This window comes from Aliivibrio fischeri ATCC 7744 = JCM 18803 = DSM 507 (assembly GCF_023983475.1).
GTDB lineage: Bacteria > Pseudomonadota > Gammaproteobacteria > Enterobacterales > Vibrionaceae > Aliivibrio > Aliivibrio fischeri.
In genome coordinates this window covers 330,277-357,090 of record NZ_CP092713.1, presented here as the reverse complement: position 1 = coordinate 357,090, position 26,814 = coordinate 330,277, and the positions used below count along the sequence as shown (strand labels likewise).

Sequence of the window (26,814 nt, the reverse complement as noted above, 5' to 3'; positions counted from 1 at the left end):
TATATCAAGAAGTAATCGTTCTCTATATGATAAAAATCATTCAAGTTTAATTAAATACAATCCCATTAATATCTTTAACTAACTCTATCGATTGTCTTTTGCATTTTGAGTTTCTTCGGCTTCATTCTTTAACCATACAGTAAACATCTGATAGGTAAGACTCAGTACAACGGCACCAACAAATAACCCCACAATCCCAGACATTGCCATTCCCCCTAATGCCCCTAACAAAATCACAATAATAGGAATATGAGAGCCACGACTTAACAATATAGGTTTCAAAATTGCGTCACTACTGCTTACCAAAACGCACCAAATAGCAAACAATACGCCAGTAGTCGTAGTATCAACACTAAAAACATAAAAAATGATAGGCAGAAGAATCAAAATCGGCGGAAGCTGGATAATGGCAAAAACAAGAACAAGAAATACCCATAACCCAAGAACTGACACAGAAATACCAACCGCTGCCATTCCTAAGCCTGCCATTGTAGCTTGTATTACTGCAACCCCAATAACCCCTTGAACAACACTTCTTATGGTTACTTTAGAGAGCTTAATTAACTCTTCACCATGTTTACCGGTTAGTCGATTAGTAATCAAAATAAAGGCACGTTCACATTTAGTCGCATTGGCCATAAACACGCCAGCTATAATTGTAGAGACAATAAACTGAATAAAACCACCACCAAGTGAACCAACGAGTGACGCCGCTTTTGCTGCTACCACTTTCACTTCTGCGCTGTATTTAAAAAGTAAGCTTTCTAGGTTCGATGATGCTAAAGACATAAATGAATAAGCTTCATGACCAATAATAGGCCAATCTTGCATACGTTCTTTTGGCTTAGGTATAGCGATACTGCCATCTTGATAACCTAAAAAGAGCTCGGTACCACTGGTATAAATACCGGTAGAAAGTGCAATAAGCGGGATCAGTAATAACAGCACTCCAATAACCGTTAAAATGATACTCACTTTACTTTCGCTTAATGCTGTCTTTTTACTAAAGAAGGCAACAATCGGATACAAGGCCGTTGCAATAATTCCGCCCCATACCATCAATAATAGAAATGGTTTTAAAATAGAAAAACACCATAAAACAAGCACAGACAAAGCACTAATTTTAATAAATGCATCAATCGCTTGGTTAGAGAAATTATGATCAAGTTTCATAAACATTCCTTGTTACTTAAAAGGGATAACCCAAGGTAAATTCGGGTCAGTATTACTTATATGTATAGTGTATTACTCAGCTAAAGTTAGCTTTTTTCTCTTGTAAACCACCAACAGATCAATGATGCGATTGTCACCATTATAACCCCTTGCCAAAATTGAATTGTTAACTCAATGTCTAAAATCCAAGCAGAAAAGAAAGTTGAAAATATAGGAGTAAAATATGAGAAAGTCGCAAGTAATACCATGTTGCCACCAATAATACCGATATTCCATAAGGCATAACCACTTCCCATTACAATACCAGCCAGCAATAGATCGATTGCGGCCTCACTGGTCATCACAATCGAGCCTTCATCACTTATCGCGTATTTGCACCATAATGAAAGTGCGGTTGCAATAAAAAACCACGTAATTGCATTCTTACCATTTGCTAATTTTTTCGTAATATTGCAATAAATTGCCCAAAGAAATGCGCCAGTAAATGCCAAAGAATAACTAACCGGATTACTTGCCGCGTTGTTCATTAATTGAGATATAGATAAGCCCTGATCGCCACTTAGTGTCCACGCGACACCAAAAAAAGACAGTAAAATAGCAGGATAAATGACTTTGCTTACTGGTTTTTTACTCGCAAGCACAGCAAACAACACCGTTAACGATGGCCATAAATAATTGATAATACTCATCTCAACCGCTTGGTTACGACTGTTTGCCATACCTAACGCTAAAGATAAACACATTTCATAGCAAACAAATAAGCCACCACCAATGAGCAAATAACGAGGTGAAAACAATTTTAATTTAGGTAAACCTACAGTAAAAATTAAAAACAACGAACCCACGCTATAAATCATAGCAGCCCCACCTATCGGGCCAAGTTGTTCACTTACATTACGAATAAGCCCAACAATTAAGCTCCACAACAAAATAGCTGAACAACCCGCTACAGTATATTTATATGATGAATTCACTTTTTTTGTTCCTAATTACAAGGTCTCAGATAACATAAAGACACTTTATCATTTTCAATCGATTTTTATTAACAAAAACATCAATAGAAAAAACAGATAATTATTTTTAAACCATTATTATCTTCAATAGAATTTTTATGTCATCATTTATTTTGAAGCTTAAAATTATTAAGACAAAGCACAAACTATTCACTAATAAAAAAAGATGATGGACTATTATGTTTAAAAATTTATCGCTTAAAAACAAGCTTGCGATCTCCGCAAGTGCTGCAATTATACTCGGGGGAGTATTGGTTGAAGCTCTTTCTTTCAAAGCCTCATTAGATCGCTTAGATACGGAAGTTGAACAACGATTAGAAAGCACCACCGCTTCATATAATCAATACGTAACAGACTGGATTACCTCTAAAGAACGCTCCTTAACCTCATTGCCTGCGGAAGCCAAAAACGACGCTATCGTTGTCCATCTAAAACAAATTCGTGACTCTGGTAAATTTGATAATATTTTTCTCGCCTACCCAGACGGTTCTCAAGTAAACGCTAACGATGTCATATTACCTCCAGGTAATAATGACCCAAGAAAATGGGGATGGTACACAAACGCTGTTGCCGCTCCTTCCAAAGTCTTTATGGACAACCCAACCGTTGCTGCTGCAACTGGGGCAAATGTTGTTTCTTTAGGAAAAGCGTTAAATTTACATGGGCAACAAGTGGTATTAGGTGCTGATGTAGAAATTACCGATATTTTAAACAGCATGGAAAAAGTCATTTTCCCTGGTGACGGTTTCATGTTTATCGCTAATGATAAAGGGAATATTTTTACCCATCCTGATACCAGCCTTCTAAATAAATCGGTATCAGAAGTCGGTTTAACCTTCGCAACAATTGAGCAAGCAGCCAATACCAATAGAGATATAACCGTTGAAATCAATAATGACGAATTCATTATTTATGCTAAAAGAATTGATGGAACAAGCTTAATTACCGTTAGTGTTATTAATTATGACTCATTAGTTGCGCCATTATTTGATGCAATTTCAGGTCAAATATTAGTAACGGTTTTTGTTGTTCTTATTTGTGCCGTACTTTTCAATTTGCTTTGTACGGTACTGTTCCGCCCATTAAATAATGTCTCTCAAGCCTTAGCTCAAATCGCTAATGGTAGTGGTGATTTAACGCAACGTATTCATGTTGAAAACAGCGATGAAGTTGGACAATTAGCAAATAACTTCAATACATTTGTAGAGAGTTTACAGCAGCTTATTCAACATATACGCCATCAATCACAACAGCTTACTGATGGTTCAGAGCAAAGCACTAACCGTGCAAACAACTCAGTAAAAGAACTTAATCTACAGCAACAAGAAATCACAATGGTTGCAACCGCTGTAACCGAAATGGCCTCTGCAACTCGTGAAATAGCCTCACATGCAGAACAAACAGCTGAAGCCGCTCAAAACTCATCAACAAGCACAGAAAAAGGCCATTCATTAGTTGTAGAAACCAAAGCATCAATTAATAATCTTGCCAATGAAGTTGCTGAAGCAAGTAATGTAATTAGTGAATTACAGCAACATTCACAAGAAATAAATACCGTTTTAGCTACCATACAAGGCATTGCAGAACAAACTAACCTGTTGGCACTAAATGCGGCAATCGAAGCTGCTCGTGCCGGAGAGCAAGGACGTGGATTTGCAGTCGTGGCTGATGAAGTTCGTGTACTATCACAACGTACACATACTTCAACAGAAGAGATAAAATCGACTATTGATATCCTACAGCAAACCACTAGCCGAGCAGTAAACTTAATGCAAAGCAGTTCTTCGTTAGCTGGTAATTCAGTTGAAGATGCAGATCGCGCAGCATTAGCACTTGAAGAAATCAGTGCTTCAGTAACACTGATCAGTGATATGGCAACTCAAATTGCAACAGCTGCAGAAGAACAAACTCACGTTACTGGTGAGATAACTCAGAACGTAACATCAATCAAAGACGTTACTGATCAGTTAGTAATAGATTCTGAAGACAGTTTAACTCAATCACATGATCTTAAAGAACAAGCTATTGAATTAAGTGAAAAAGTGGCAACATTTAAACTATCGTAAACTGACAGCAATATAATAAAAGTGGTGAGTTAGCTCATCACTTCAACTGTTTTATGCTGAGGACCTAAATAAGTGCCTTCATCAATAAAATAACGCAGTGACTCTTCACACTCAGGGCATTCAAACACTTCATTCGGTTCAATCTCTTCATCTTCAACCCAATCCCAACCAATATGTTCTTCACAACTAGGACAATCCACTTTACTTCCTCATTAAACTTTTTAATATCATATTTATCTAAATACATTACTCGGATAAAAACATAAATTTATCAGTTATATTTATCATCATAATATTTTGTTATATTGATAATCAACAATACGGTAATGACATGGTGATTTATGCTTAACCCTTTATGGCTTAATACCTTTTGCACTTTAGTTAATGTCGGGCATTTTACTCAAACGGCAGAAAAGCTTTTTATGACACAACCGGGTGTCAGTCAACACATAAAAAAATTAGAACAAGCTTGTGGGTATGACTTATTAAAACGTGAGGGGAAAAGTGTCGAACTTACTGAACAAGGCCGTCTTGTTTATGAATATGCCAATAGACAAAAGCAAAATGAAGCCCAACTCATTGAAGCATTAAGTTTTGATGACCCATATAAAGGGCTATGTAAATTATCTTGCTCAGGTGCATTAGCGCTATCTCTTTATCCTGAATGCATCAACTTACAAAAAGCACATCCAAATCTGACGACCTCTCTAGAGGCTGCACCAAATCATAAGATTTTGGACGATATTCAACGAGGATCCATTGATATTGGTATTGTTACTCATAACCCAACACCAAGCTTATTTAGTAGTGAAGAACTAACTGAAGAGCCTCTTTGTCTAGTATTACCAAAACATTATCAAAACACCCCGATCACTCTTGAAACCTTAATGCAATGCGGGTTAATAAAACATCCGGATGCAGAGCACTATTTATCACTGTATTTTGATAACTGTAAGGATCACGAATTAGAAAGTGGTAATGCAAATGAGTTTCCAGTGGCCAGTTACATCAATCAATTAAGCCAAATTTTATTGCCTGTTGCTCAAGGTATTGGCTTTACTGTATTGCCACAAAGTGCCATCGACGCCTTCCCCGATAAACAAGAGCTGTATATTCACGAGCCAACCCAATTGGTTATGGAGCGTCTGTTTTTAGTTCACAAACGAAACAGAGACTTACCAAAACGGTATCAAACGTTAATAGAGAGAATCAAACAAGTATTACTTTCTTAAAGCCCTAAAACCAAAAAACTCCTGATTATCAGGAGTTTTATTTTTTACCACTTTTTAGCCACATCTTTTGCAGTGTCTTTCCAGTATTGAATTCGCGCACGTTGCAATTGGGCTTTTCTTGTTCTTTTCATAAGAGACTTCCTTCTAACATTCATTTACTCGTCAATGAGCAACTTCATGAATTTCCTTACCCTTTGAATCTATCGAAGAGTTGCTCACATTGCGAGGATCAAGATCACGAATATTTAAACGTACCGCGTGTTTTTACTTATATTTCATGATCTATTTAACAGTTTATCGACTCTCATCACTAAACTGTATTCCATTGCTTTTTAACTAAGAAAAGAAACAACTGATTGAAATCACTCTACTAAATGACGAAACTGTGGCATGTAATCTAAATTTTCTCTCACCGTTTCTTCTAATGCTTTGTCTAAAATAGTGCCAGTGTTTACTAATGGGTTCAAAATCAGTGCTCGTTTAGCAAAATTTAAATCTCCAGTGATTGCAGCTTCAACTGTTAACGTTTCAAATTCTTTCATCAATTGAATAAGACGAAGTGTATCCGTCGGGAATGGGGAAACATTTAATGGCAAAGGACCATTTTTAGTAATCATAGAGCTCACCTCAACCGTACAGTCATCAGGTAAACCTGCAATTGTTCCATTATTACGTGTATTTACATGCATAATAGTTCGTTTATCGTTATAGATAGAACTCATTAACTCACAAGCGGCTTCTGAGTAATACTGACCACCACGCTTTTCTAACTCTTTTGGTTTCTCATTCAGATCTGGATTACGATAAATATCAAACAAACGATCTTCCATCTCTTTAACGACTTCGCCACGAGTTCCTTCTCCATCAGCTTCCTTTATTTCTTGTTGCATAATGTCATCACTCATATAGTAATAACGTAGGTAAGCACACGGGATCATACCCATTTTAGATAGTAGCTCTTTCGACCATGCAAAAGGGGGAATATTCTTAGGAACTAATTTATCATTACCCGCAATAATCTCATTAACGATATACGCAAGTTTATCTTGACCTTCATGTAAAATCTGACGAGCCCAAATAAAATGGTTTAACCCCGCAACTTGCATAATTACATCTTCTTCTTTAGCACTTAGTATTTCTGCAACACCCTTTTGCATAATTACAGGAACATTACATAAACCGACAGTTTTTACTTTAGTGTGTTTTAAAACAGCTTCAGTCACCATACCCGATGGATTAGTAAAATTAAGTAACCATGCATCAGGACATAATTCTTCAATATCTTTACAAATATCAAGCGTGATTGGGATAGTTCGACACGCATTTGCAAAACCACCAAGGCCATTTGTTTCCTGTCCTATCATTCCATATTTTAATGAAATACGTTCATCTCGAATTCGGCCTTCTAAACAACCCGCTCTAAATTGAGAACAGATAAAGTCAGACCCTTCTAATGCTTCACGACGGTTTAGCGTTACTTTTACCTTTATATCCAAATTTTCACGTTTAATCATACGACGAGCCAAACCCGCAATAATTTCTACCTTATCTTTTCCGTCTTCAATATCAACCAGCCATAACTCACTTAATGGTAATTCATGCTTTCGCTTTAATAGCCCTTCAATTAACTCTGGCGTATAGCTTGAACCACCACCGATCACAGCAATTTTTAAAGATTTTTTCATTCTGATTCCCTCAATATAAATTAGACTAGTTAATTAAACGTAAAGTTGACTTAACTAACAAACCATATAAAAATACTTATGAATTAGTAAAACTAATGTATAGATATAAAAGAAGAACTCCATGAATAATAAACAATCGTTACTAGCAAATTTATATACATTCAATATTGCAGCAAAAAGCTTAAGTTTTACGATTGCAGGAGAAGAACTTTTTTTAACTCAAGGAGCAATAAGCCAGCGCATTAAACAACTGGAACTCCAATTAGGATTTACCTTATTCATTCGATTAACTCGAAAGTTAGAGCTCACTGAAGAAGGAAAACGTTTATGGGATGTATTAGACTCTTCTCTTGAAACTATTTTTTCTGAAATCGAAGACATTCAATTTAATGAGCTCAGTGGAGAGCTTTACATAGGCGTTGCTCCTACTTTTGCGCAATCATGGTTAATGCCTAGACTGCCTGAATTTCAAGCACTATACCCTAACCTAAATCTAAAGATTCGAGTAAAAGCAAGCCCATTAGATTTCAAACATGAACCTGTTGATCTCGCCATTTATTACAGTAATGGACAGCACCCAGATCTTCATTGCGAAAAACTTTTTGATGAATACCTCACACCTATTTGTACGCCTCATTACGCCCAAAAATTCACCCAGCATCCTTTTAATATAAATAATGCTTGTCTAATTCATTGTACTGAATCATTAGATTCTATACGCACAGATTTTGAATGGATATACTGGCTATCTATGACAAATAAACCAACTCCAACACAAACGAAAAACTATGTCTTTAACCATTCAGAAATGGCGATATCTGCAGTAAGAAATGGAATGGGTATTGGCATTGCTCGTACCAATCTCATAAGTACATACTTAGAAAGTGGCGAATTAATAACTCCTTTTGAATCAATATCCTCTAATCTTAGTTACAATTTGATTTGCCCAAAAGGCCATGAACACCGCCCTAAATATCAAGCATTTACTCGTTGGCTACAACGAAAAATAAAAGAGCAGGACTAATATTTACCCCTGCTCTATCTTCATAAGCCCGAAATATTAAAACAACGTTAAGCCGAAGGCTTTTTTCACATTATGTAAAACTTGATTCGACTCTTCTTGAGATTTCTCACTGCCTTGTTTCAGAATATCAATAAGTTGCGCTTTATCTGAAATATACATTTCTCTACGTTCTCGAATCGGTTTTAATATCTCTTGCAAGCACTCTTCTAAGATTTTTTTAGTCATGCCATCACCTAAACCACCATTTTGGTATTTATTTTTAAGTTCATTGACATAAGCAATATCAGGATGAAAGGCATCCAAATAAGTAAATACCACATTGCCTTCTACTTGACCCGGATCTTCCACACGTAAATGAGTTGGGTCGGTATACATTGCTTTTACCGCTTTAGAAATATCTTTTTCACTAGAATTTAAAAGAATACAGTTACCCATGGATTTTGACATTTTAGACTTACCGTCAACACTAGGCAAACGCGGCATCTTACTTAATAACGGACGGCATTCAACAAGAATTTCCTCTTGAGCAATATGATTCAACTTTCTCACTATTTCATTCGTTTGCTCTATCATCGGTAATTGATCATCACCGACAGGAACTAATGTTGCTCTAAATGCCGTAATATCTGCTGCTTGGCTAATTGGATAAGTAAGAAAACCCGTTGGAATAGAAGAACCAAATGATTTATTTGCAATCTCATTTTTAACCGTTGGATTTCTTTGTAAACGAGCAACCGAAACTAAGTTTGAATAATACATTGTAAGTTCAGATAACGCAGGTATCGCTGATTGCAAACAAATCGTCGTTTTTAAAGGATCGATACCAACAGCAAGATAATCAGCCACCACATTCAGTATATTAGATGATACCTTATGAGGATTATGACCATTATCTGTTAAGCCTTGTAAATCAGCGACTAAGATCGTTTGCTCATACTGATTTTGCAATTGAACTCGTTGTTGCAAAGAGCCTACAAAGTGCCCTAAATGCAGCTGACCTGTCGCTCTATCACCAGTTAAGATTTTTTCTTTTTGGTTTGATTTATACGTAATGTTTTTATTTTTCATGATATTGCCTCTAGATAATTAAACCATCGGAGACAAATATTGCGAGTATTCATAAGCAGTCTTCCGACGGCTTTGAATATTTACATATAGATATGATTCAGCGCCGCTCTATAAAATAGAACGCCACCAACAAATTGAGATGAATGTAACTTGAGTATTCATAATCATGATTTAAAGCTATCACCATAAAAATCAGGACTCAAGTACTTTTTCACACCACAGTGAAACATTAATGACATGAAAATTCACTAAAACTGTCAGAAAATCGCCTCAAAATCGTCATAAAGTCTCTCTAGGATGACAATCAAATTATTGATGTAGTCCAAAAGGATAGAGACAAATGAAAACATTGCTAACCAGTGCGACATTACTCGTTACTACTTTATCAACGCCATTAATGGCAAAAGAAGCCGACATTCAATCCCTTGTCAATGCAGCCCAAAAAGAAGGCCAAGTATACAGTGTTGGTATGCCGGGAAGCTGGGCAAACTGGAAAGATACATGGAACGATTTAAATAAATTGTATGGCCTAAAGCATCAAGATACGGACATGAGTTCAGCTCAAGAAATTGCGAAATTTGCAGCAGAAAAGAACAACGCCACTGCCGATATCGGTGATATTGGCTTTGCTTTTGCACGAGTTGCAGTAAAAAAAGGCGTTACACAAGCCTATAAACCAACCACTTGGGATTCAATCCCTGATTGGGCGAAAGATAAAGACGGTCACTGGGCACTTGCTTATACAGGCACGATCTCTTTCATCTCAAATAATAAGTTAGTGAAAAATCCACCAACATCTTGGGATGATTTATTACAAGGAAACTACAAAGTCAGCGTTGGTGATGTTGGTGTGGCAGCACAAGCAAATAACGCCGTATTAGCTGCCGCTTTTGCAAAAGGTGGGGATGAAAGCAATCTAAAACCTGCGATTAAATTCTTTGCAGAGTTAGCCAAACAAGGTCGCTTATCTTATACCGACCCGGGTTTAGCTAATCTAGAAAAAGGGGAAGTCGAAGTTGCGCTACTGTGGGACTTTAATGCTTTAAATTATCGTGACAAATTAGGGCGAGATCGCTTTAGTGTTAATATTCCTCAGGATGGCTCTGTTATTTCTGGATATACTACTATCATAAATAAATTTGCTAAAAATCCAAATTCAGCAAAATTAGCACGTGAATACATCTTCAGTGATCAAGGACAGATTAACTTGGCAGAAGGCTACGCCCGCCCTATTCGTAGTGATGTTGTGTTGCCACAATCAATCCAAGATAAGTTAATTCCTAACGATCAATACACCAATGTTCAGCCTGTAAGTGATTTTAAAGCGTGGGAAAGATCCGCTCGTAAATTACCTCGCCAATGGCAAGAAAACGTATTAATTAACCAGCAGTAAGTGAATCCCATGAGCAGTAAGACTATTCTTGTTGTTCTCGATGGCCTTAATTATCAAGTAGCTCATGATTGTATGGGCTACTTAACAGGGTTAATTGAGCACCAAAGAGCAACACTATATAAAATTCAATCCGAATTACCTTCAATGTCTCGCCCATTATATGAGTGTTTATTAACGGGTATATCTCCTGTAAATAGTGGCATTGTAAACAATGATATTGTGCGATTATCTAACCAAGATTCCATATTCAGTTTAGCGACAAGCCAAGGTAAAACAACGGCAGGCGCTGCTTATCATTGGGTTAGTGAACTCTATAATATCGCTCCTTATCATGCGACACGTGATCGCTTTACCAACAACAAGCAACTCAACATTCAGCATGGTTGTTTCTATCATTGGGATCACTACCCTGATGAAGCATTATTTCTTGATGCTGAGCACCTGCGTCGTACGCACCAACCGGATTTTTTATTAATCCACCCAATGAATATTGATGATGTTGGACATAAATTTGGTCTGGATTCTCGTCAATATCGAAATAGTGCCCGCACTGCTGACATTATTTTATCTAACTACATTGATGACTGGGTAAACGACGGCTATCAAGTCCTTATTACCAGCGATCATGGTATGAATAACGATCTATCACATGGTGGAAATCTACCAGAAGAGCGTGACGTCCCCTTATTTGTTATTGGAGAGCGCTTTGCTCACCAAGCATCCGATAACATCCAGATTAAGCAAACGGATATTTGCGGTGTGTTATGTCAATTATTAAGCCTTAAACACAACAAAACCTATCCTCAGGAATTATTAGTATTATGAGTAGTTCTGCAGTCACTCACCCAAGCAACGCATCAAATAAATCGATTGTTGCTTGGATAAAGAAAATGAAACCAGCAATTTGGCTTGCTCCATTAGCGCTGTTTTTTTATCTCTTTCAATTAGCGCCTATGATTTGGGTATTCATCAATAGTTTCATTTATGAAGATGAATACTCATTTGAAAACTACCAAGAAATATTCGATTCTAGCTTTATGCTACAAGGGTTTAGTAACAGTCTATGGTTATCGATATGGTCCAGTTTAATAAGCTTAATGATTGCGACACTCTTGGTTTCGTCACTTCGTCGCATTGATAGTAAGCTACGTGATGGCATTATTGCTTTCACTAACATGAGCAGTAACTTTTCAGGTGTACCATTAGCGTTTGCTTTCATTATCATTCTTGGTGTCAATGGGGCATTTACCCTATTACTTAAACAATACGGATTAATAGATGACTTTAATCTCTATGGGAAATGGGGATTGCTTTCTCTATACATCTACTTTCAGATCCCACTTGCCGTGTTATTACTTTATCCCGCTTTTGATGCATTAAGTGATGATTGGCAAGCGGCATCAGCATTACTTGGCGCTAAAACATGGCAGTACTGGACCAAAATAGCGCTGCCAGTACTCTTCCCTGCGCTACTAGGTACATTCATTATTCTTATCGCCAACGCCATAGGGGCTTATGCGAGTGTATATGCCTTAACCAATGGTAACTACAACGTAATTACTGTACGTATCGCTAGTCTTGTTTCTGGTGATTTATTCCTAGAACCAAATTTAGCGGCCGCTATTTCCGTTATATTAATGGCCATTCTGGCTTTTATTACCATAGTTAATCAGTGGCTTATCGCTAGGAGTTATCATGCAAAACGCTAATACCGCATTTCATAAATCGGTGGTTTACTCTATTGTCGGATTAATGATGATCCCCATCATCGCTACTTTTATTTATTCGATTTCATCTCGTTGGGGAGCCACCATTTTACCCGATGGATTTTCTCTACAATGGTATGGTCAACTCTTAACAGATGAGCGATTTTTAGCCGCTTTTGGACGCTCATTATTTATTGACATTTCTGCATTAACGCTAAGTGTTGTCTTAATTGTCCCTGCTATTTTTGTTGTGTTTTATTACTTTCCAAAACTCGACAAAGTAATGAATATTCTGATCTTATTGCCTTTTGCAGTACCACCTGTGGTCTCCTCTGTTGGATTATTGCAAATCTATGCAGATAGCAGTATCCCTTTAGTGGGAACGCCTTGGATATTAATTGGAACCTACTTTACCATTGCACTTCCATTTATGTACCGTGCTATCGCAAATAGCTTTGAATCCATTAATTTACAAGATCTTATGGATGCAGCTCATTTATTAGGGGCCAGTACAACAAGAGCATTTCTCTTGATCATTCTTCCGAATTTACGTAAAGGACTAATGGCCTCACTTTTTCTCTCTTTCTCTTTTTTACTAGGTGAATTTGTCTTCGCTAATATCTTGGTTGGCACACGCTATGAAACCTTACAAATCTATCTCTACAATATGCGTCAAACCAGCGGACACTTCACGTCTGCATTAGTGATGACCTATTTCTTGTTTATCTTTTTACTGACTTGGTTAGCAAGTCGCTTTAACCGAGGTATTAAATCATGAGCTATGTAAACGTAAACCAATTAACAAAACGTTTTGGTGACAATACGGTTTTTGAAAACGTAAATTTTAATATAGAAAAAGGCGAGTTTATTACTTTACTAGGTCCAAGCGGATGCGGTAAATCAACCCTACTTCGTAGCCTAACAGGATTAGATCCTATCAATAATGGTGAAATTTGGGTTAATGGCGAAAACATAACAGAACAAACACCACAGCAGCGTGGTATTGGCATGGTATTTCAATCTTATGCGCTTTTTCCAAATATGACCGTAAAAGAAAACATCGCTTTTGGTTTAAAAATGAAAAAGATAGACGTAAATACGATTGAAAAAGAAGTCTGTAAAGTTATTGAATTAGTTGATTTAAAGGGTAAAGAAGATCGCTACCCTCATCAACTTTCAGGTGGGCAACGTCAACGAGTAGCACTCGCTAGGGCCCTGGTTGTAAAACCGAGGATCTTACTACTTGATGAGCCTTTATCTGCACTTGATGCCAAAATAAGAAAGCGTCTCCGACAGCAGATCCGCGATATTCAAAAAGAACTAAACTTAACTACGATCTTTGTTACTCATGATCAAGAAGAAGCCATGATCATGTCAGATCGCATCTTCTTAATGAATCAAGGTGAGATTGTTCAGCAAGGATCACCCGAAGAGATTTATACTCAACCTGCAAATGAATTTGTGGCAAGCTTCATGGGACATTACAATTTGGTTGATGCACCAAAAGCCAAACAATTATTTGATATTGAAACCGAATGGAAAGTCGCTATACGCCCTGAATCGATTTATGTAAAAGAAGAAGGCAGGCACTATGCTGAACATATTTCTTCACCAAAACAAGGGATTATCAAAAATCATCAACTGCTTGGTAATGTCATTCGCTATCAAGTGGATGTTAATGATTGCGACTTAACCGTTGATTTACTTAATCGTTCATCAGAAAGACTATTAGCAGCGGGAAGTAAACTAGAGTTACTTTTTAATCTTAACGAAATTCAGCCAGTGAGAGCCTAAACATGACACACCCACTTTATATATTTGATCTTGATGAGACCTTGATTAATGGTGATTGCGCCATGATTTGGAATGAATTTTTAGTTGATAAAGGCATTGTCACAACACCTGATTTTTTAGAAGAAGACAAACGCTTAATGACGCTGTATTCACGAGGTTTAATGGACATGGAAGATTATCTTACCTTTGCCATGTTCCCACTAAAAAACATACCAACAGATCAAGTAGAAGTACTCGTTGAAGAGTGCGTTAAACAACACATACTTCCTCTTTTATTCCCAGAAGCGAAAATACTCATTAACCAGCTAAAAGCAGATAATGTAGATATGATTGTTATTTCAGCTTCTGTCAGTTTTCTTGTAAAAATCATAGCCAAGAACATAGGTATAGAGCATGCAATTGGAATTGATTTAAAAGAAAAAAATGGCTGTTATACAAGACATATACTTGGTGTTCCAAGTTACAGAGAAGGCAAAGTATCTCGACTAACAGAATGGTTAAATGGAGGAGATAAAACCTATTCTAGTCTTCATTTTTATACTGATTCAATCAACGATTTACCATTATGCTTGTACGCAGATCATACGTACTTGGTAAACCCTTGTGAACAATTAGCAGTATATTCTAAAAAGAAAAATTGGCCGATACTTGCTTGGTGAAGCCAATAAATCAAAAATTATCCTTAATTTTCGTGATAACTGGTTTAAAACGAAACCATAAAATTACCAATAGTTTGATTATGGCTATTGGTAATACTGCCTTCACCTGTCTCTTCACTGTATGAGAAATCAACATCAAGCGAATCAAGTTGTCCTTTCATTAAAAGATTACGTAGTAATACATCGCTGTTTAATTGATGAACTACTGCGTCCCACGACACATTGTTTTTAAAAATTGTGAAATTTACGTTCATTAAATACCTTTATATTTTGATAGTTTTTTTCAATTTTCATTTTATAAATTAAAGAGTTCGTAAAATGAAAATAAAATAATGTAATTTGAATTTGTTGTAGAAAAATGATGGATTAAAACTAATGAAGTAGATGTTACTGAGAGATTTATGGCAAGTACGAAACAGGAGCAGATGTTTGAAATGTTGCAATCTTACAAGTAGAGCTAATTTAAGTATTAATTGTGCATTATAAAGTAGCGCAAATGGCGTAAACACCACCTGCGCAACTTATTTGAAATTAAAGCGCTACAACGTTAGCAGCTTGAGGGCCTTTTTGGCCTTGCTCAACTTCAAAAGAAACTTTTTGGCCTTCAGCAAGAGTTTTGAAACCTTCTGAAGCGATAGCACGGAAATGTACGAATACGTCAGCGCCGCCGTTATCTTGAGTGATGAAACCGAAACCTTTTTCTTCGTTAAACCATTTAACGATACCAGTTGTTTTAGACATATTATGTCCCTTCTTAGTAAAAATTCATAAAAATCGCATTATGCGATGTGCTTGAGCTTGAATTATTAAATGTGGCGATAAAGCTAAGGGAGACACTGAGGATAACAACACTTACGAAGAAATTCTGAGGCTTACTTTTACTTGATGTTCACTAACAACTCTGAGCAACAGAGCGAGGACAATAGTACTTGATTACTGATCTTTGTAAAGGCTTTTTTAATTTTTTTAAAAAAACTGTAAAAATGTTCTGTTATATAAATATTTATATTCCATCCACATACAAGTACAAAAAACCGCCATAACAATGACGGTTTTATCTTTACAATCAATAACTTTAAAATGAAAAATTAAATTGCTTGATCACTTATAGAAAATAAAAATTGAGCATCTTGATTTGAGTGATCAGGTAGCTTCATTTTAATTACAGGAATAGCAATGCCTGTTGTTTGATAAAAATCTTTTTGATAACTTTGGGCTTCATTTCGTCCATTATAGCCAGAATCAGCTGTATAGAAAAAAGCTTGTATAGGTAATTCTCTACCTATATTTTGTGGCCATACAGCTAATCTTAGCTCATTTTGAGTACCAAATGATTCACTAGAAATCTTAGCCATTGATTTAATACCTTCAGAAAAGTTTCTAGATGTATCAGATGGTGCAGTCTCTCTTAAGTTAAACGAACATTGATGATGGTGCTTATCGCCATGCGTATCATAATAATGTGATTTCCACTCTGATGCCGTATAAATATTTTGTTGGTCACAAGAACGACTAGAACCCTTATAATCAATATTCTCTCCACAACCATTATAATTACGATGATTTGAATCTGCATCGATAGGGAAGAAACATAGATAATCTAAATCTCTTTTACCTTGTGGAGCACCAAATATTTGATAAATAATATAACCACTATCATAACCATAAGCCAATCTAGTATATTTTGAATCTTTGCGTAAATAAGAAAACGATACCCCACCACTTTTTATTGCATTTGGGCTTGGATTCCAAACGTGATAATTACCAGGCTTATTACCACGGAAAGTAATCCCCGAACACAAAAACGCAGGAGAACCATTACAATCTTGCGAAGTATCATTGTAATCCTTCTTTAATGCATCGACTAATGAACTACCTTGCTGTTGTGTAATAACACTACTACCACTACGGCTTACCGCAGTACTATCATCAGAAACATCATTTGCCAACACAGACAAACTAAGAGGTAAAACAAACCAACTGATCAATTTTATAAATTTCATAATATATTCCATATATTTTAAGTTGTAATTAATGCACATCACTGCGGTCAATACACGTTACGTAATCGGTATACGTGTCATAACCGTCATCGCTATTACCATTACTCAAATCAAGCCAGAAATGAGCATCGGGATCAGAACCAGACCCTGATACGGTCGATGACCAGTAATATGTATTGGTTGGCCATTGATATCTCCCCATATCACCGTATTCATTCTGCAACGTTTTCAGATCCCAGATTGTTGGCAATTTCCATGATGAACTGCCTCCAATACGTAAACCTTCACAAAATTGCTTTGCTGTGTTTGGATGATATTTAGGATATTTATAGCCATTTTCATTGTTGTACCCATCATAATTATGATAAGAACCAACCTGGTCTAATTGCTCAACATTGACTGGACAAGAAACTTTAGCGCCACTTGATAACGTCACCATTCCACCATCGTTTGAGCAAGTAGGTGTATATTTATCATCATCTTCAGTGATAGCTAATGACGTTATACAACTTTGATTTCCTTCAATTTGCCCTGTACTTTTAGGGACAACACAGAACTCAATGTGCTGGCCAACAAGAGAGGCATCGTTTTTCAAATTGAAAGTAGAAGAGAAATGCTCTGTTCCTTTATCTCGATATAATTCTTCGTGAGTTTCCACCACAGTCCAGGTGCGCAAACTGTTTTTTTCTTCTGCACCAGAATCAGCTGCAACATAAAGATAATCACCTTTTAATTTCTCGCCTATAACTGGCACATCAGGGGTTATTCGTAACGATGATACTGAAGGTAAACTCTCTTCCCCTGTCTTCCATGTTGTCACTTCATCACCACAACTAGGGTGATATGCAAGAAAATAAGATACGCTGTTATCAGGGGCTTGCGTGGAGTACAAATCAATAGGCATGCCATCGCAAGTCAATGTAATATCATCAACATTAGCGCCATTAGCCCAACTGTTTAAAATATTACTTCCTGCCCCCAAGCCTTGGTGGTTTACAGCAGCAAATGCATTACCACTGGCAATGGTTTCACTAGCAGGAGCAACAAATGCATTTAAAGCATCAGGTGACAGTTCTGCACTTTGTAACGCATCAATATAATTCCCATCACTATCAAGTACCAAAGCACCTTCATTGGATGTTCTCGTCACTAAACGGGTATTTTCGCCATACGTTTTTTGAGTATGCTGGTTGCCCCATTGCGCCAGTTTTCCGGTTGATATATCCGTGGCAATAAAGCTGCATCGAGTCGCACTTAACTGGGGACTTTTCATATTTAGTAAGAAACTAGAAGTTGATGAATTTATCTTTCCTCCACAAGCATCATCTCCCCACGCATAAATAGTTGAATTAGAGATAACCGCAAAGGCTTTTTCTGTTGCTTGTATACTCGAACTTCCAGAACTATTTAAAATAGAAGAAATATCACTAGGAATAGTGCCTGACTCTGAATTATCTCCCCCCCATGCAACGTATTTATTACTCTGTGTTTTAACTAGAAACGCATCTTTCGTAGCATAAATAGACTGTACAACTTCATTTTTTAAAGCCTTTTTAGCCTCTTTAGATATTGTTCCCCCAGCGGTACCGTCACCCCACGCCTTAATCTTTCCTGATTCTAAAAGCGCAACCCAAGCAATAGGTTCACCGATAGTACCTCCAGAGTGATAAATTGAGCGTATAGAGTCAGAAGACGTAATTGCATCAATCGTGTTCTCTGTTCCTGTCGACGGAGTATATTCAATAAGTGAACCATCGGTTTTTACTATCATGAATGATTCTGTTCCCGGATAAACAGACTGGATATTCTCAATCGATTTCTCTTCACCACGAGTAACACCATTTCCCCAAGCAACGCCTTGGTGGAATACAGGATCTAAAGCCAGAAAAGCATTACCAGATGCATACATTTGGCTTGGTTTAATAAATGCTAATAATTCATCTAATGTACTTCCTGCTTCTATTTCCCCCCCAAACTGCGGATTACCAAATGCCATCACATTTTGATATTCACCCTTATCTTGTATGATAAAAGCACCTGCAGCGAGGTTAATCCCAGCAGTACCTGGTAATGGTTCACTATTATTAAAGCGATAATTATTTGTTTGATTAAACCAACTGTTATTCGCTTCACTTTGAGGGATTAACATTGGTTGTGCAGCCATCACTACTGGACTTAATACATTAGCCAATAGAAGTGCGATAATAGACTTTTTCATTATTATTCCTTTGTTATTATTTTTATTACTCATTGAACACACCATCAGGAACAGAATTGCCCCACATCACGACAGCACCGCTTCCCCTAACATAAAACCCCCCTACAACTTCCTCCTCGAACTCAGAAAACGTATTAAAACTACCAATTTGAGAAATATCAGAAAGATCATTAATGGCACTACGTAAATTCAAACTAGAGTCATCAGAAGAAAGACACTGATGTCCATCAGGAATACAACCACCTTGGTTTAGCCCTCCCCACGCATACACATCATCCATCGCCTTCATCAAAAAAGCGTGATTATTGCCAATGACATTAGCTATTGAGAAGGTAGGAATATTGCTTGGCAGTGCTCCGCCATATTTCTTATCTCCCCACACAAAAAGATGTGAGCTGTCGTATAAAGCAATGGCTTTTTCTGTTGATGCACAATGAAAATCATCGGTAATCGTTGTTGCATCTAACTCTGTTTGAATATTTGATGGGATATAACCAGCACCGTAATCATTTCCCCATGCAGCAACACCTTTATTGCCATCAGAAATAGCAACAAACGATGCATCAGATGCACATAAACGGGTAATAGGGTTTGTATTAGTAAAGTCAATAGCCGCAGAACTTAGTAATCCACCATAATATGAATCACCCCATGCTTTTACCTTCCCTGATGTGGTGATCCCAGCAAAGGCATAACGAGTCGCGTACACCGTTTGGATATTTTGGTGCTGCTCAAATGGACTATGTCCCCATGAATAAGCATTTCCATCATTATCGAGTACAGTAAAACTGTCTTGAGACGTGACAATATCTTTAATTGATAAAGCGGATTTCATTTCATCAGGTAATGTGCCGCCATATATGGATTGTCCCCACGCAACAAGCTTTTGTTTACCACTTGGCATATCAAACACAGCTAAAAATGCTTGAGCAGTATGATAAATTGCCTTTGGTAAACCATCTTTGCTTAACAACTTATCAATACGTTTTTGTGCTTCACTTGATATTGAGCCACCACGAACCATATCCCCAGCCGTATTTATTCCACCATCTTTTAAAATGGCAGCCATAGCATAAGGCGCTGGAAAAATTTCTTCGACCTGATTGATATAAGATGGCGTCGTATCAAACTGCCCCCAAATAATGGCATCATCTGACTCACTTTTTATCGCAAAGCCATCAAGCATAGAATACACTTCTTTCGCTTTAGGTAAGTTAGGGGCATTAGTCACTTCAGAGCCATAACCAATTAATGAAGCATCGCCCTCAGAGCTAAGAGATAACGCCGCAGAATTACTTGTTACAAAGGAAACATCATCTTTTGCATCCGTGATTGGTGCATTGTATAAACTGAAGTTTTTAGTTTGATTTAAATAACTGAATAACGCATTTTTATTATCAATATCTCCATTAGTAATTAATTCACTTCTGCATTCATTTTCTGATGGTAAATATGCTCCAGACTTACTGATTGCTGATATACAATAACTTAAATACTTACCAGCAAGATCCTTGGGAATACTAACAGAAATTGAATAATCTTCCGTTTCACCTGATGATAATAAATCATCACTTTTACAGGTAGAAAACTCATCATTTAAAATACAAGTATAATACTGAATTACTATATTATCACTTGGTTCAACCAAATAACTTATACTAGTCTTTTTATTTTCTATTGGTGGCGATGTCAAATATAAATCTTCTATTTGTATTACAGCTAACTTTTGAGAAAAAGCGATATCGCAATTAGTTATTAAAACAATTGCAAATATTAAATTTAATACATTAAATTTCATTAATATTTTATTCCAGATAAAAAAAGCCTCTATAAAGAGGCTTTATATATTGTTATTAATTTATTTATCTTCACATACAACTAAAGCAAGCGAGTTAGGAGATTGACTGAAAACTTCAAAATCAGCTTTATCATCATCATAGCCAACAGTCATATAGTTACCAAAGTAAATTCCAGGTTCTTCCGTATCAAGCACCGAACTCCAAAACATACGAATGTTATTAGGCCAATGCTCTGTTTCACCACCAGCAACTGAATGAGCATTCATATAATTAGAAAACTCAGTAGCATCTTTAACTAACTCTAAACCTCGATTGTTACATTCCTTTATAGCTTGATCTATTTTCAAAGCAGCGAACCCATAAGCACTAGCACTTTCTGGAACTTCAACACCATCGCCATTAGTGAATACTATATTTTCAGGCTGCTCATCAAATGTTGTTTCAGATTCTAACATTGGTCGATAATACTTATCCGCAATATTACCTCCTGGATAGTTTTCTTGAATTACAAATGGTTTAGCGTCATCAACCGAACCACTACCAAAATCATCTGTAACGGTTACTGAAACTGCCACAACTAGATTCATACCTGCAACTACATCAACATCACCAGTACCATCATTATATTTTTCAGGAATTGTATAATTTATCTCATTTTTATTTGTTGTTGAGTGAACTAATGTCCCATTAATAAACCACTTATATTCGGTATCAGTAAAGTCATCCATTGTTAGAGGTTCATCAGGAGTCGTACTATCTGGATCAAACACATCAAAATCTAACGTTACAGTTTCGGTTGGTGCAATAAATTTACCAACAAGAATACTTGATATTGTAGTATTACCAATTCTAGGATCCTTATCTTTAGTCTGTAGATTATATGTACTTACATTATTTAAAGATAAATTATCAGAACACTCGATTGCTGAAGTATCTTCTAATTTATTAATATAAGAAACACATGCAGATAAAACCTGACTATTACCTAAAATGTCAGGAGTCACCTTTAATTGAGAACCAGAACCAACAATTACATTCTTTTCATCTTTCCAAATATATTCAGGGTTTTTTATTTGATCTTCTTGTAAATCTGATTTAACTGTTAATACCGTATTTGGATAAATTTCTTGACCCTGATGTTCAATATATACATTAGCCGATGCAGTTCCAACTACACCTACACTAATCAATGAAATCACTGCCAACTGATTTAATTTAAAATACATAATTTATATTCTCCAACCACTATTATTGTGGTTAATTATTTATAGTTTAATAAGAAGCATCTATTATTAAATGCCTATTTACTTACACACACCGAATTAATAAAGGTCTTACCTGTAAAATCCGGATCATTAAAGCCAGCGTTACGATCTTCATTAAAAAGAACATCAACGTTAGCAAAAACTAAAGGATCTAATTGTGAACTTGTAAAGCCAGCATTAGTCGCTATATTTCCATTAACAAATGACACCCAACCAGTAGTTGTTGAATGAAATGAAAAAACATTTGGTGGAGTTATTAGACTTACAGTACTTTTTGATAAACCAATTAAAGAACGATTCAAAGCTGTCAAACTATAAGCCGACGATGATAACTCCAACATATTTTGTTCTAAATCGTCATGGTTAGAACCATGGCCTTCAACATCAACTCCCGAAACAGGTAAATACCATTTTTTTCCGTTATCCGATAACAATCGACATGAATCTGCTTTAATGTCTTTACTATAAAGTGCCCAATAATAGCCATAAGATTCCGAAGGACCTGTATCAACGGAAGCAGGAAACTCACCTTCACTAAATTTCAGTTTTTGTGCATTTTTTGCTTCTGTTATTGTTAATGGTCTATGGTAATAAGCGTCATCTCTTGTACCACTCAAAGAATCTAAATAACGTCCTTCTGCCGAACCAGGGATCAAGATTTCACGTATCGGCTCTATACCTCGAGAGTAAAATAATGGCTTATCTGGTGTTTCAGGATAATATGCACCACCTGTGACGCACTCCGTATCATCCGTACATATCTCAGCATCCCCTTTTGCCGAAAGAGGTGTCGCTTCTGAGGCATTAACACAATATTCATACCCAAGTTCGGTACTATCAATACAAAAACTGATGTCTTTACCAATAAAATACGTAGCATCTTTAGGTAAAGGGTCTCCATTTGCTTCAGCAACAAGCCAATCCCAATCATCAAGTTGGTTATCAAGACTCACCTGTTGATCTCTACTACTTCCCATATCCATTAAGCCCGGAACTAATTCCACAGCCTTATCTCTAGTGCCTATGGTGTAAGATAAATTAGTACCTACACCACCTTCTCCTTCAGCAATCTCAACTCTGTCTTCAGCTTTATCGTTTGTCCAACCATCTTGTGCGCTTAAATTGGCTTTCCATTTTGTATCGCCAGTTAGCCCATATATGTTCGCGGTTAACGTCGCGCCATATTCCAATGAGCCGGTAATTTTAGTGCCAATTCCTTTTGTTGAATCACAATTCAGTGGACCAACTTGAGTGCCCTCTCCAATTGGGAGAACACAAGCTCGAATGGTTTTATCAATATAACGGCGGTTAATATCATACATACAATCCTTACCAGCTCCGGAGTCACATTGAGTAAATTCTGGCATATGATCATCGCCCAAAGTATGAGTAACAAAACCAAATATACTCTTACCTTCAGGGATTCCTGCACCGTTATCATCATAGGTATAAGAAGCACTTATGGTATTTCCAGGTAGAGGAAAAACTGACGAATCTATCGACACTTCTGCAGAAATATCCGATGAAAGCCCAATACTTAAATCTGTACAATATTCATCACCAATTAATTCACCTGTTTTTGCTGATGGAGTAACACATCCAGATACTGTTACGCCTAATAACGAACTTGCATCTGAAACAGGCAAGATATAATCATCAGCACCAGGAATATCGACACCATCTTTTAGCCAGCGAAAAGTAAACTGTTCAACATCAGGCTCGTCTCCTTCTTCATCGTAATATGTCCCAGTCAACTCCAACTGTTTATCTGCAATATTACCAATAATCTGTTCATCAAGAACTTGAGGGGCATGGTTTGATGTCGGATCCGTAGGCCGGCTAGGCATAAGATCCGTATCTCCATTCTTACAACTAACTAAAGAGACCAAAGTAGTTAATACAACAATAGATTTATTCATATTAAGACCCAACCCTACGGTTAAACTGAATAACCACTCGACGATTCAGAGCCGATTCATTTCTCATAAGATCTTCATTTACAAGCGGGTCTGCTGAACCTTTAGAATTAATGAGAATTCTTTCTTCATCCACACCAGCTTTAATCAGCATATCTGCAGCGTAAGTTGCTCTTCGTAAAGATTCGATATCATTTGCTGAATCCGTTCCTTTTGCGTCGGTGTAACCTGTGATGCTTACTTTCCCTTGTCCCTGCTTAACGCTTAACGCCAGTTCATTCCATGAGTGCCATTGCTTACTTTCAACAACAAAACGGCTTTCCCCAAATTCAAAATGAAGCGTAACTTGCTCTGGATAATAGGTTGCTTCAGGGACCAGTTTTACAATCGTTTCAGGCTTAGGCTCTGGTTTTGCTTTAAATTTATAAGTCAAACCAAGAGAGGTGAAGTAGAGGTCACTTTTACCCGTTTTAGCATTACCTATACCGTCAATAACTGAGGTTCCAAATCGTAAGCTCCAGTTTGGAGCAAGCGCATATTCCGCACCAATTTCCCAAATACCGTCTAGACTAGAATCGGATTCGAACATGCCAAGATGTACATTATCGTTGCCTGAAACCGATAAATAGTTATAAGCAGCACCACCTTTTGCATAAAGATCAAGATTATCGGTTACTGGTAGTGATAACTTCACAGATAAATCAACACCCGTAGCATTTGAATAATAACCATCACCAACCCCGTAAAAAGTCTTAGGGCTTCCGTAATCATGCCAGCTACCTTCTAAGGCAAACCAAGAATTAAACTGATAACCACCATAAAGGCCACCACCAGTGACATAATTTTTACACTCGATAGCATTTGATGAACACGCACCTAAAAAGTGACTAACGCCAACCTGCCCACCTAAATACACATGAGATTGTTCTTCTTTTGATTCAGAAGCTACAGTTCCATTAGAGATAATTAACATTATTGCCAATAGTAAGGCTTTTATTTTTATTATGTAATTATCGTTATAAATTTTATGTTTTATCACTTTACTTTACCTTTATAACTAGCCAAATTTAAAACAAAGACAAACTTCATTTTAATTTATATTCTATTTATGTATTTATATAAGACTCAGATTGAGCAGATGATTGAAATCGACACTTATTTGCCATCTCTAGTGATTTCAATATACTCTTCATTCTTTCCTCACTTATTGACGATTTTTTTTCTTTAGGTTCTTTAATATCAAAGCTTTTCTTACTTACGAATTTATCGTCACTGTTTTTTATACGATATTCAAAATAGCTGGATAATATTAGATCTAAAGAAATACTTTCATATCTCTCATAACAACGCTCTAAGCGTTTAATCGTTCTTCTCTCTACAGGATTCATTTTCATTAGCCACGGGTTACCTAGTCAACATTTTTAATATTAATATTTTTTATATATAAGAGATTTCATTTTTATTTATATGAATATCTCCCCTCCAAAAAAAGATATTTCTTTTTAGAGTTTCTTCTTATTTAAATTAATATTTAATTCTATTTTACAAAGTAGGTAGAATGTAAGTTAAATAATAAGACTTGTTTTGGTAACGATGTTTGAAGGTGATATGAAAATGGATTAAAATGAACGCATGTTGTAACAAAACGTAAATTGATATTTGTAAGCTATTGATTTTAAAGTGGGTCTGACGCTAGTTTACCGTCTACCTATTTGGTTAAATAGATGAAAAAATACACCATTTACAACAATCAAAACCAATCAATAACAATAAATACATTTACCAACCCAATAAAAAACGCCATTATTTTGGCATTGAGTCACAGAAATAAAACTTAGCTCGATAAATAAGTAATAAGTGTCTTTTGGGCCAATTTAATGTCATCGTCTGATACACCTATATACCTTAAGCTGACACTTTCTGATTTATGCCCTATGGTGGTCATGACAAGACTAATATCCTTACCCGTAGCGAAATACAAATGCCTCGCAAAACTCTTCCTTAATGTATGACACCCTACTTTAGCTGTACTCCCTATTTTCTCTAATACCTGAGTAAGCTTAGAAAACACAGTCCAACAAGCCTGACGAGTTAATAAACCATCCACACCTTTGGCTCTATTACTCAGTAGTGTTTTACGACTAAAAACAGAATCGCTATTAATGTGTCTAAATTTCTCCTTTCTTTGTTTGAGCATAAAAACCATTTTTTTACTAAATAAGAAAGAACGAGTTACTGGTGGTGTTGCTTTTTTAGCTGCAGACACCCTTTCATTCACCATTAATATCCACTCTTTAGGAAGCAGTTTTTCAATTTGATAAAATGGAGTTATGTACGTTGCCGTCAATTTTTTAACGTTATGTTGATAATGAAGGATAAGTTCCTCTTTAACTTGTTTAAGTACCCGATGTTTCGCTCTTGCTTTACGTGCTAATGTACCTTTACTTTCAATAATTTCACAATGACCACTTCTAAAATCAATATCAGAATATTTTAATCTTAATATATCGCTGATCCGTAACCCTGTCTCAAGTCCAATATTCCAAATTAATGAAAATGCAGGATCATGATTCTTCTGTAAATATTTTGCCGCATACTTTAAATGCTCTTTGTTTTTTATTGGTTCTACATAAGCCATTACTTTGCTCCTCTATTATGGCTGTAAGTTAGTTATATTAACTGATAATTTTATAAGCTAACATACCTTAGACGTTAATAACAACAATGTCAGTATAGCTCTATATCATTGAGTATCTTTAAAAATATTAACTACAATTTTCACTATCAACTTAAGTTAATT

Annotated in this window: 24 protein-coding genes; 9 read left to right on the top strand and 15 right to left on the bottom strand. The window is 36.4% G+C overall.

Annotated elements, in window-relative coordinates; all coding sequences use genetic code 11:
* Window positions 1-84 precede the first annotated feature (84 nt).
* Window positions 85-1,173: an AI-2E family transporter gene (locus AVFI_RS15210; protein ID WP_017018961.1), complete on the bottom strand. Its 1,089-nt coding sequence runs from the start codon at window positions 1,171-1,173 to the stop codon at window positions 85-87.
* Between the two features lie 86 nt (window positions 1,174-1,259).
* Entirely contained in the window at window positions 1,260-2,147 is an 888-nt protein-coding gene (yddG, locus tag AVFI_RS15205; protein WP_065622484.1) for an aromatic amino acid DMT transporter YddG, read from the bottom strand.
* Window positions 2,148-2,365: 218 nt separating this feature from the next.
* Here yddG and AVFI_RS15200 point away from each other — a divergent pair, with 218 nt between their 5' ends.
* Window positions 2,366-4,252, top strand: coding sequence for a methyl-accepting chemotaxis protein (locus tag AVFI_RS15200; protein WP_054775156.1), 1,887 nt, complete (start codon window positions 2,366-2,368; stop codon window positions 4,250-4,252).
* Between the two features lie 29 nt (window positions 4,253-4,281).
* Here the strand turns inward: AVFI_RS15200 and AVFI_RS15195 are convergent, their stop codons facing one another.
* Window positions 4,282-4,452: a hypothetical protein gene (locus AVFI_RS15195; RefSeq protein ID WP_054775155.1), complete on the bottom strand. Its 171-nt coding sequence runs from the start codon at window positions 4,450-4,452 to the stop codon at window positions 4,282-4,284.
* A gap of 141 nt (window positions 4,453-4,593) precedes the next feature.
* On the opposite strand from AVFI_RS15195, the gene AVFI_RS15190 reads away from it, so the two are divergent.
* Window positions 4,594-5,484: a LysR family transcriptional regulator gene (locus AVFI_RS15190; protein ID WP_012534656.1), complete on the top strand. Its 891-nt coding sequence runs from the start codon at window positions 4,594-4,596 to the stop codon at window positions 5,482-5,484.
* 362 nt (window positions 5,485-5,846) lie between these two features.
* Here AVFI_RS15190 and AVFI_RS15185 read toward each other — a convergent pair whose 3' ends face one another.
* On the bottom strand, window positions 5,847-7,169 hold the full coding sequence (locus AVFI_RS15185) for a 6-phospho-beta-glucosidase (RefSeq protein WP_188863223.1): 1,323 nt from the start codon (window positions 7,167-7,169) through the stop codon (window positions 5,847-5,849).
* 121 nt (window positions 7,170-7,290) lie between these two features.
* On the opposite strand from AVFI_RS15185, the gene AVFI_RS15180 reads away from it, so the two are divergent.
* A complete protein-coding gene (locus tag AVFI_RS15180) occupies window positions 7,291-8,193 on the top strand; it encodes a LysR substrate-binding domain-containing protein (protein WP_188863224.1) in 903 nt (300 codons plus the stop codon).
* A gap of 36 nt (window positions 8,194-8,229) precedes the next feature.
* On the opposite strand, the gene trpS is transcribed toward AVFI_RS15180, so the two are convergent.
* Window positions 8,230-9,261 (bottom strand): tryptophan--tRNA ligase, encoded by a 1,032-nt coding sequence (gene trpS, locus AVFI_RS15175; protein ID WP_188863225.1) that lies wholly within the window; start codon window positions 9,259-9,261, stop codon window positions 8,230-8,232.
* A 340-nt stretch (window positions 9,262-9,601) separates the two neighbouring features.
* On the opposite strand from trpS, the gene AVFI_RS15170 reads away from it, so the two are divergent.
* Genes AVFI_RS15170 through AVFI_RS15145 form a run of 6 tightly spaced genes read left to right on the top strand, consistent with a single transcriptional unit; the run spans window position 9,602 to window position 14,813 of the window.
* Window positions 9,602-10,654 (top strand): ABC transporter substrate-binding protein, encoded by a 1,053-nt coding sequence (locus tag AVFI_RS15170; protein ID WP_054775152.1) that lies wholly within the window; start codon window positions 9,602-9,604, stop codon window positions 10,652-10,654.
* 9 nt (window positions 10,655-10,663) lie between these two features.
* Window positions 10,664-11,479 (top strand): alkaline phosphatase family protein, encoded by an 816-nt coding sequence (locus tag AVFI_RS15165; RefSeq protein WP_188863226.1) that lies wholly within the window; start codon window positions 10,664-10,666, stop codon window positions 11,477-11,479.
* Window positions 11,476-12,363, top strand: a complete 888-nt coding sequence (locus AVFI_RS15160; RefSeq protein ID WP_188863227.1) for an ABC transporter permease — start codon at window positions 11,476-11,478, stop codon at window positions 12,361-12,363. The genes AVFI_RS15165 and AVFI_RS15160 overlap by 4 nt, the downstream gene beginning before the upstream one ends.
* Window positions 12,350-13,138 carry an ABC transporter permease gene (locus AVFI_RS15155; protein ID WP_054775151.1) on the top strand — a complete coding sequence of 263 codons (789 nt, stop codon included), beginning with the start codon at window positions 12,350-12,352 and terminating at the stop codon, window positions 13,136-13,138. The genes AVFI_RS15160 and AVFI_RS15155 overlap by 14 nt, the downstream gene beginning before the upstream one ends.
* Window positions 13,135-14,154, top strand: a complete 1,020-nt coding sequence (locus AVFI_RS15150; RefSeq protein WP_054775150.1) for an ABC transporter ATP-binding protein — start codon at window positions 13,135-13,137, stop codon at window positions 14,152-14,154. Before AVFI_RS15155 ends, AVFI_RS15150 begins: the two co-directional genes overlap by 4 nt.
* Before the next feature lie 2 nt (window positions 14,155-14,156).
* On the top strand, window positions 14,157-14,813 hold the full coding sequence (locus tag AVFI_RS15145) for an HAD family hydrolase (protein ID WP_188863228.1): 657 nt from the start codon (window positions 14,157-14,159) through the stop codon (window positions 14,811-14,813).
* 44 nt (window positions 14,814-14,857) lie between these two features.
* On the opposite strand, the gene AVFI_RS15140 is transcribed toward AVFI_RS15145, so the two are convergent.
* The 10 genes from AVFI_RS15140 to AVFI_RS15095 form a co-directional block, all read right to left on the bottom strand.
* Window positions 14,858-15,067, bottom strand: coding sequence for a hypothetical protein (locus tag AVFI_RS15140; RefSeq protein WP_005423775.1), 210 nt, complete (start codon window positions 15,065-15,067; stop codon window positions 14,858-14,860).
* A 277-nt stretch (window positions 15,068-15,344) separates the two neighbouring features.
* Entirely contained in the window at window positions 15,345-15,554 is a 210-nt protein-coding gene (gene cspE, locus AVFI_RS15135) for a transcription antiterminator/RNA stability regulator CspE (protein WP_005423776.1), read from the bottom strand.
* 347 nt (window positions 15,555-15,901) lie between these two features.
* Window positions 15,902-16,816: a halovibrin HvnA gene (locus AVFI_RS15130; protein WP_188863229.1), complete on the bottom strand. Its 915-nt coding sequence runs from the start codon at window positions 16,814-16,816 to the stop codon at window positions 15,902-15,904.
* Window positions 16,817-16,844: 28 nt separating this feature from the next.
* Window positions 16,845-19,034: a DUF1566 domain-containing protein gene (locus tag AVFI_RS15125; protein ID WP_188863230.1), complete on the bottom strand. Its 2,190-nt coding sequence runs from the start codon at window positions 19,032-19,034 to the stop codon at window positions 16,845-16,847.
* 25 nt (window positions 19,035-19,059) lie between these two features.
* A complete protein-coding gene (locus AVFI_RS15120) occupies window positions 19,060-20,832 on the bottom strand; it encodes an RCC1 domain-containing protein (RefSeq protein WP_214651493.1) in 1,773 nt (590 codons plus the stop codon).
* 60 nt (window positions 20,833-20,892) lie between these two features.
* A complete protein-coding gene (locus AVFI_RS15115; RefSeq protein ID WP_188863231.1) occupies window positions 20,893-22,059 on the bottom strand; it encodes a hypothetical protein in 1,167 nt (388 codons plus the stop codon).
* Window positions 22,060-22,133: 74 nt separating this feature from the next.
* On the bottom strand, window positions 22,134-24,017 hold the full coding sequence (locus AVFI_RS15110; protein ID WP_236782044.1) for a hypothetical protein: 1,884 nt from the start codon (window positions 24,015-24,017) through the stop codon (window positions 22,134-22,136).
* A 1-nt stretch (window position 24,018) separates the two neighbouring features.
* Window positions 24,019-25,053 (bottom strand): outer membrane beta-barrel protein, encoded by a 1,035-nt coding sequence (locus tag AVFI_RS15105; protein WP_005423781.1) that lies wholly within the window; start codon window positions 25,051-25,053, stop codon window positions 24,019-24,021.
* Window positions 25,054-25,120: 67 nt separating this feature from the next.
* Window positions 25,121-25,408, bottom strand: a complete 288-nt coding sequence (locus AVFI_RS15100) for a hypothetical protein (protein WP_005423782.1) — start codon at window positions 25,406-25,408, stop codon at window positions 25,121-25,123.
* Window positions 25,409-25,848: 440 nt separating this feature from the next.
* Window positions 25,849-26,652, bottom strand: coding sequence for a tyrosine-type recombinase/integrase (locus AVFI_RS15095; RefSeq protein ID WP_188863232.1), 804 nt, complete (start codon window positions 26,650-26,652; stop codon window positions 25,849-25,851).
* Window positions 26,653-26,814 lie beyond the last annotated feature (162 nt).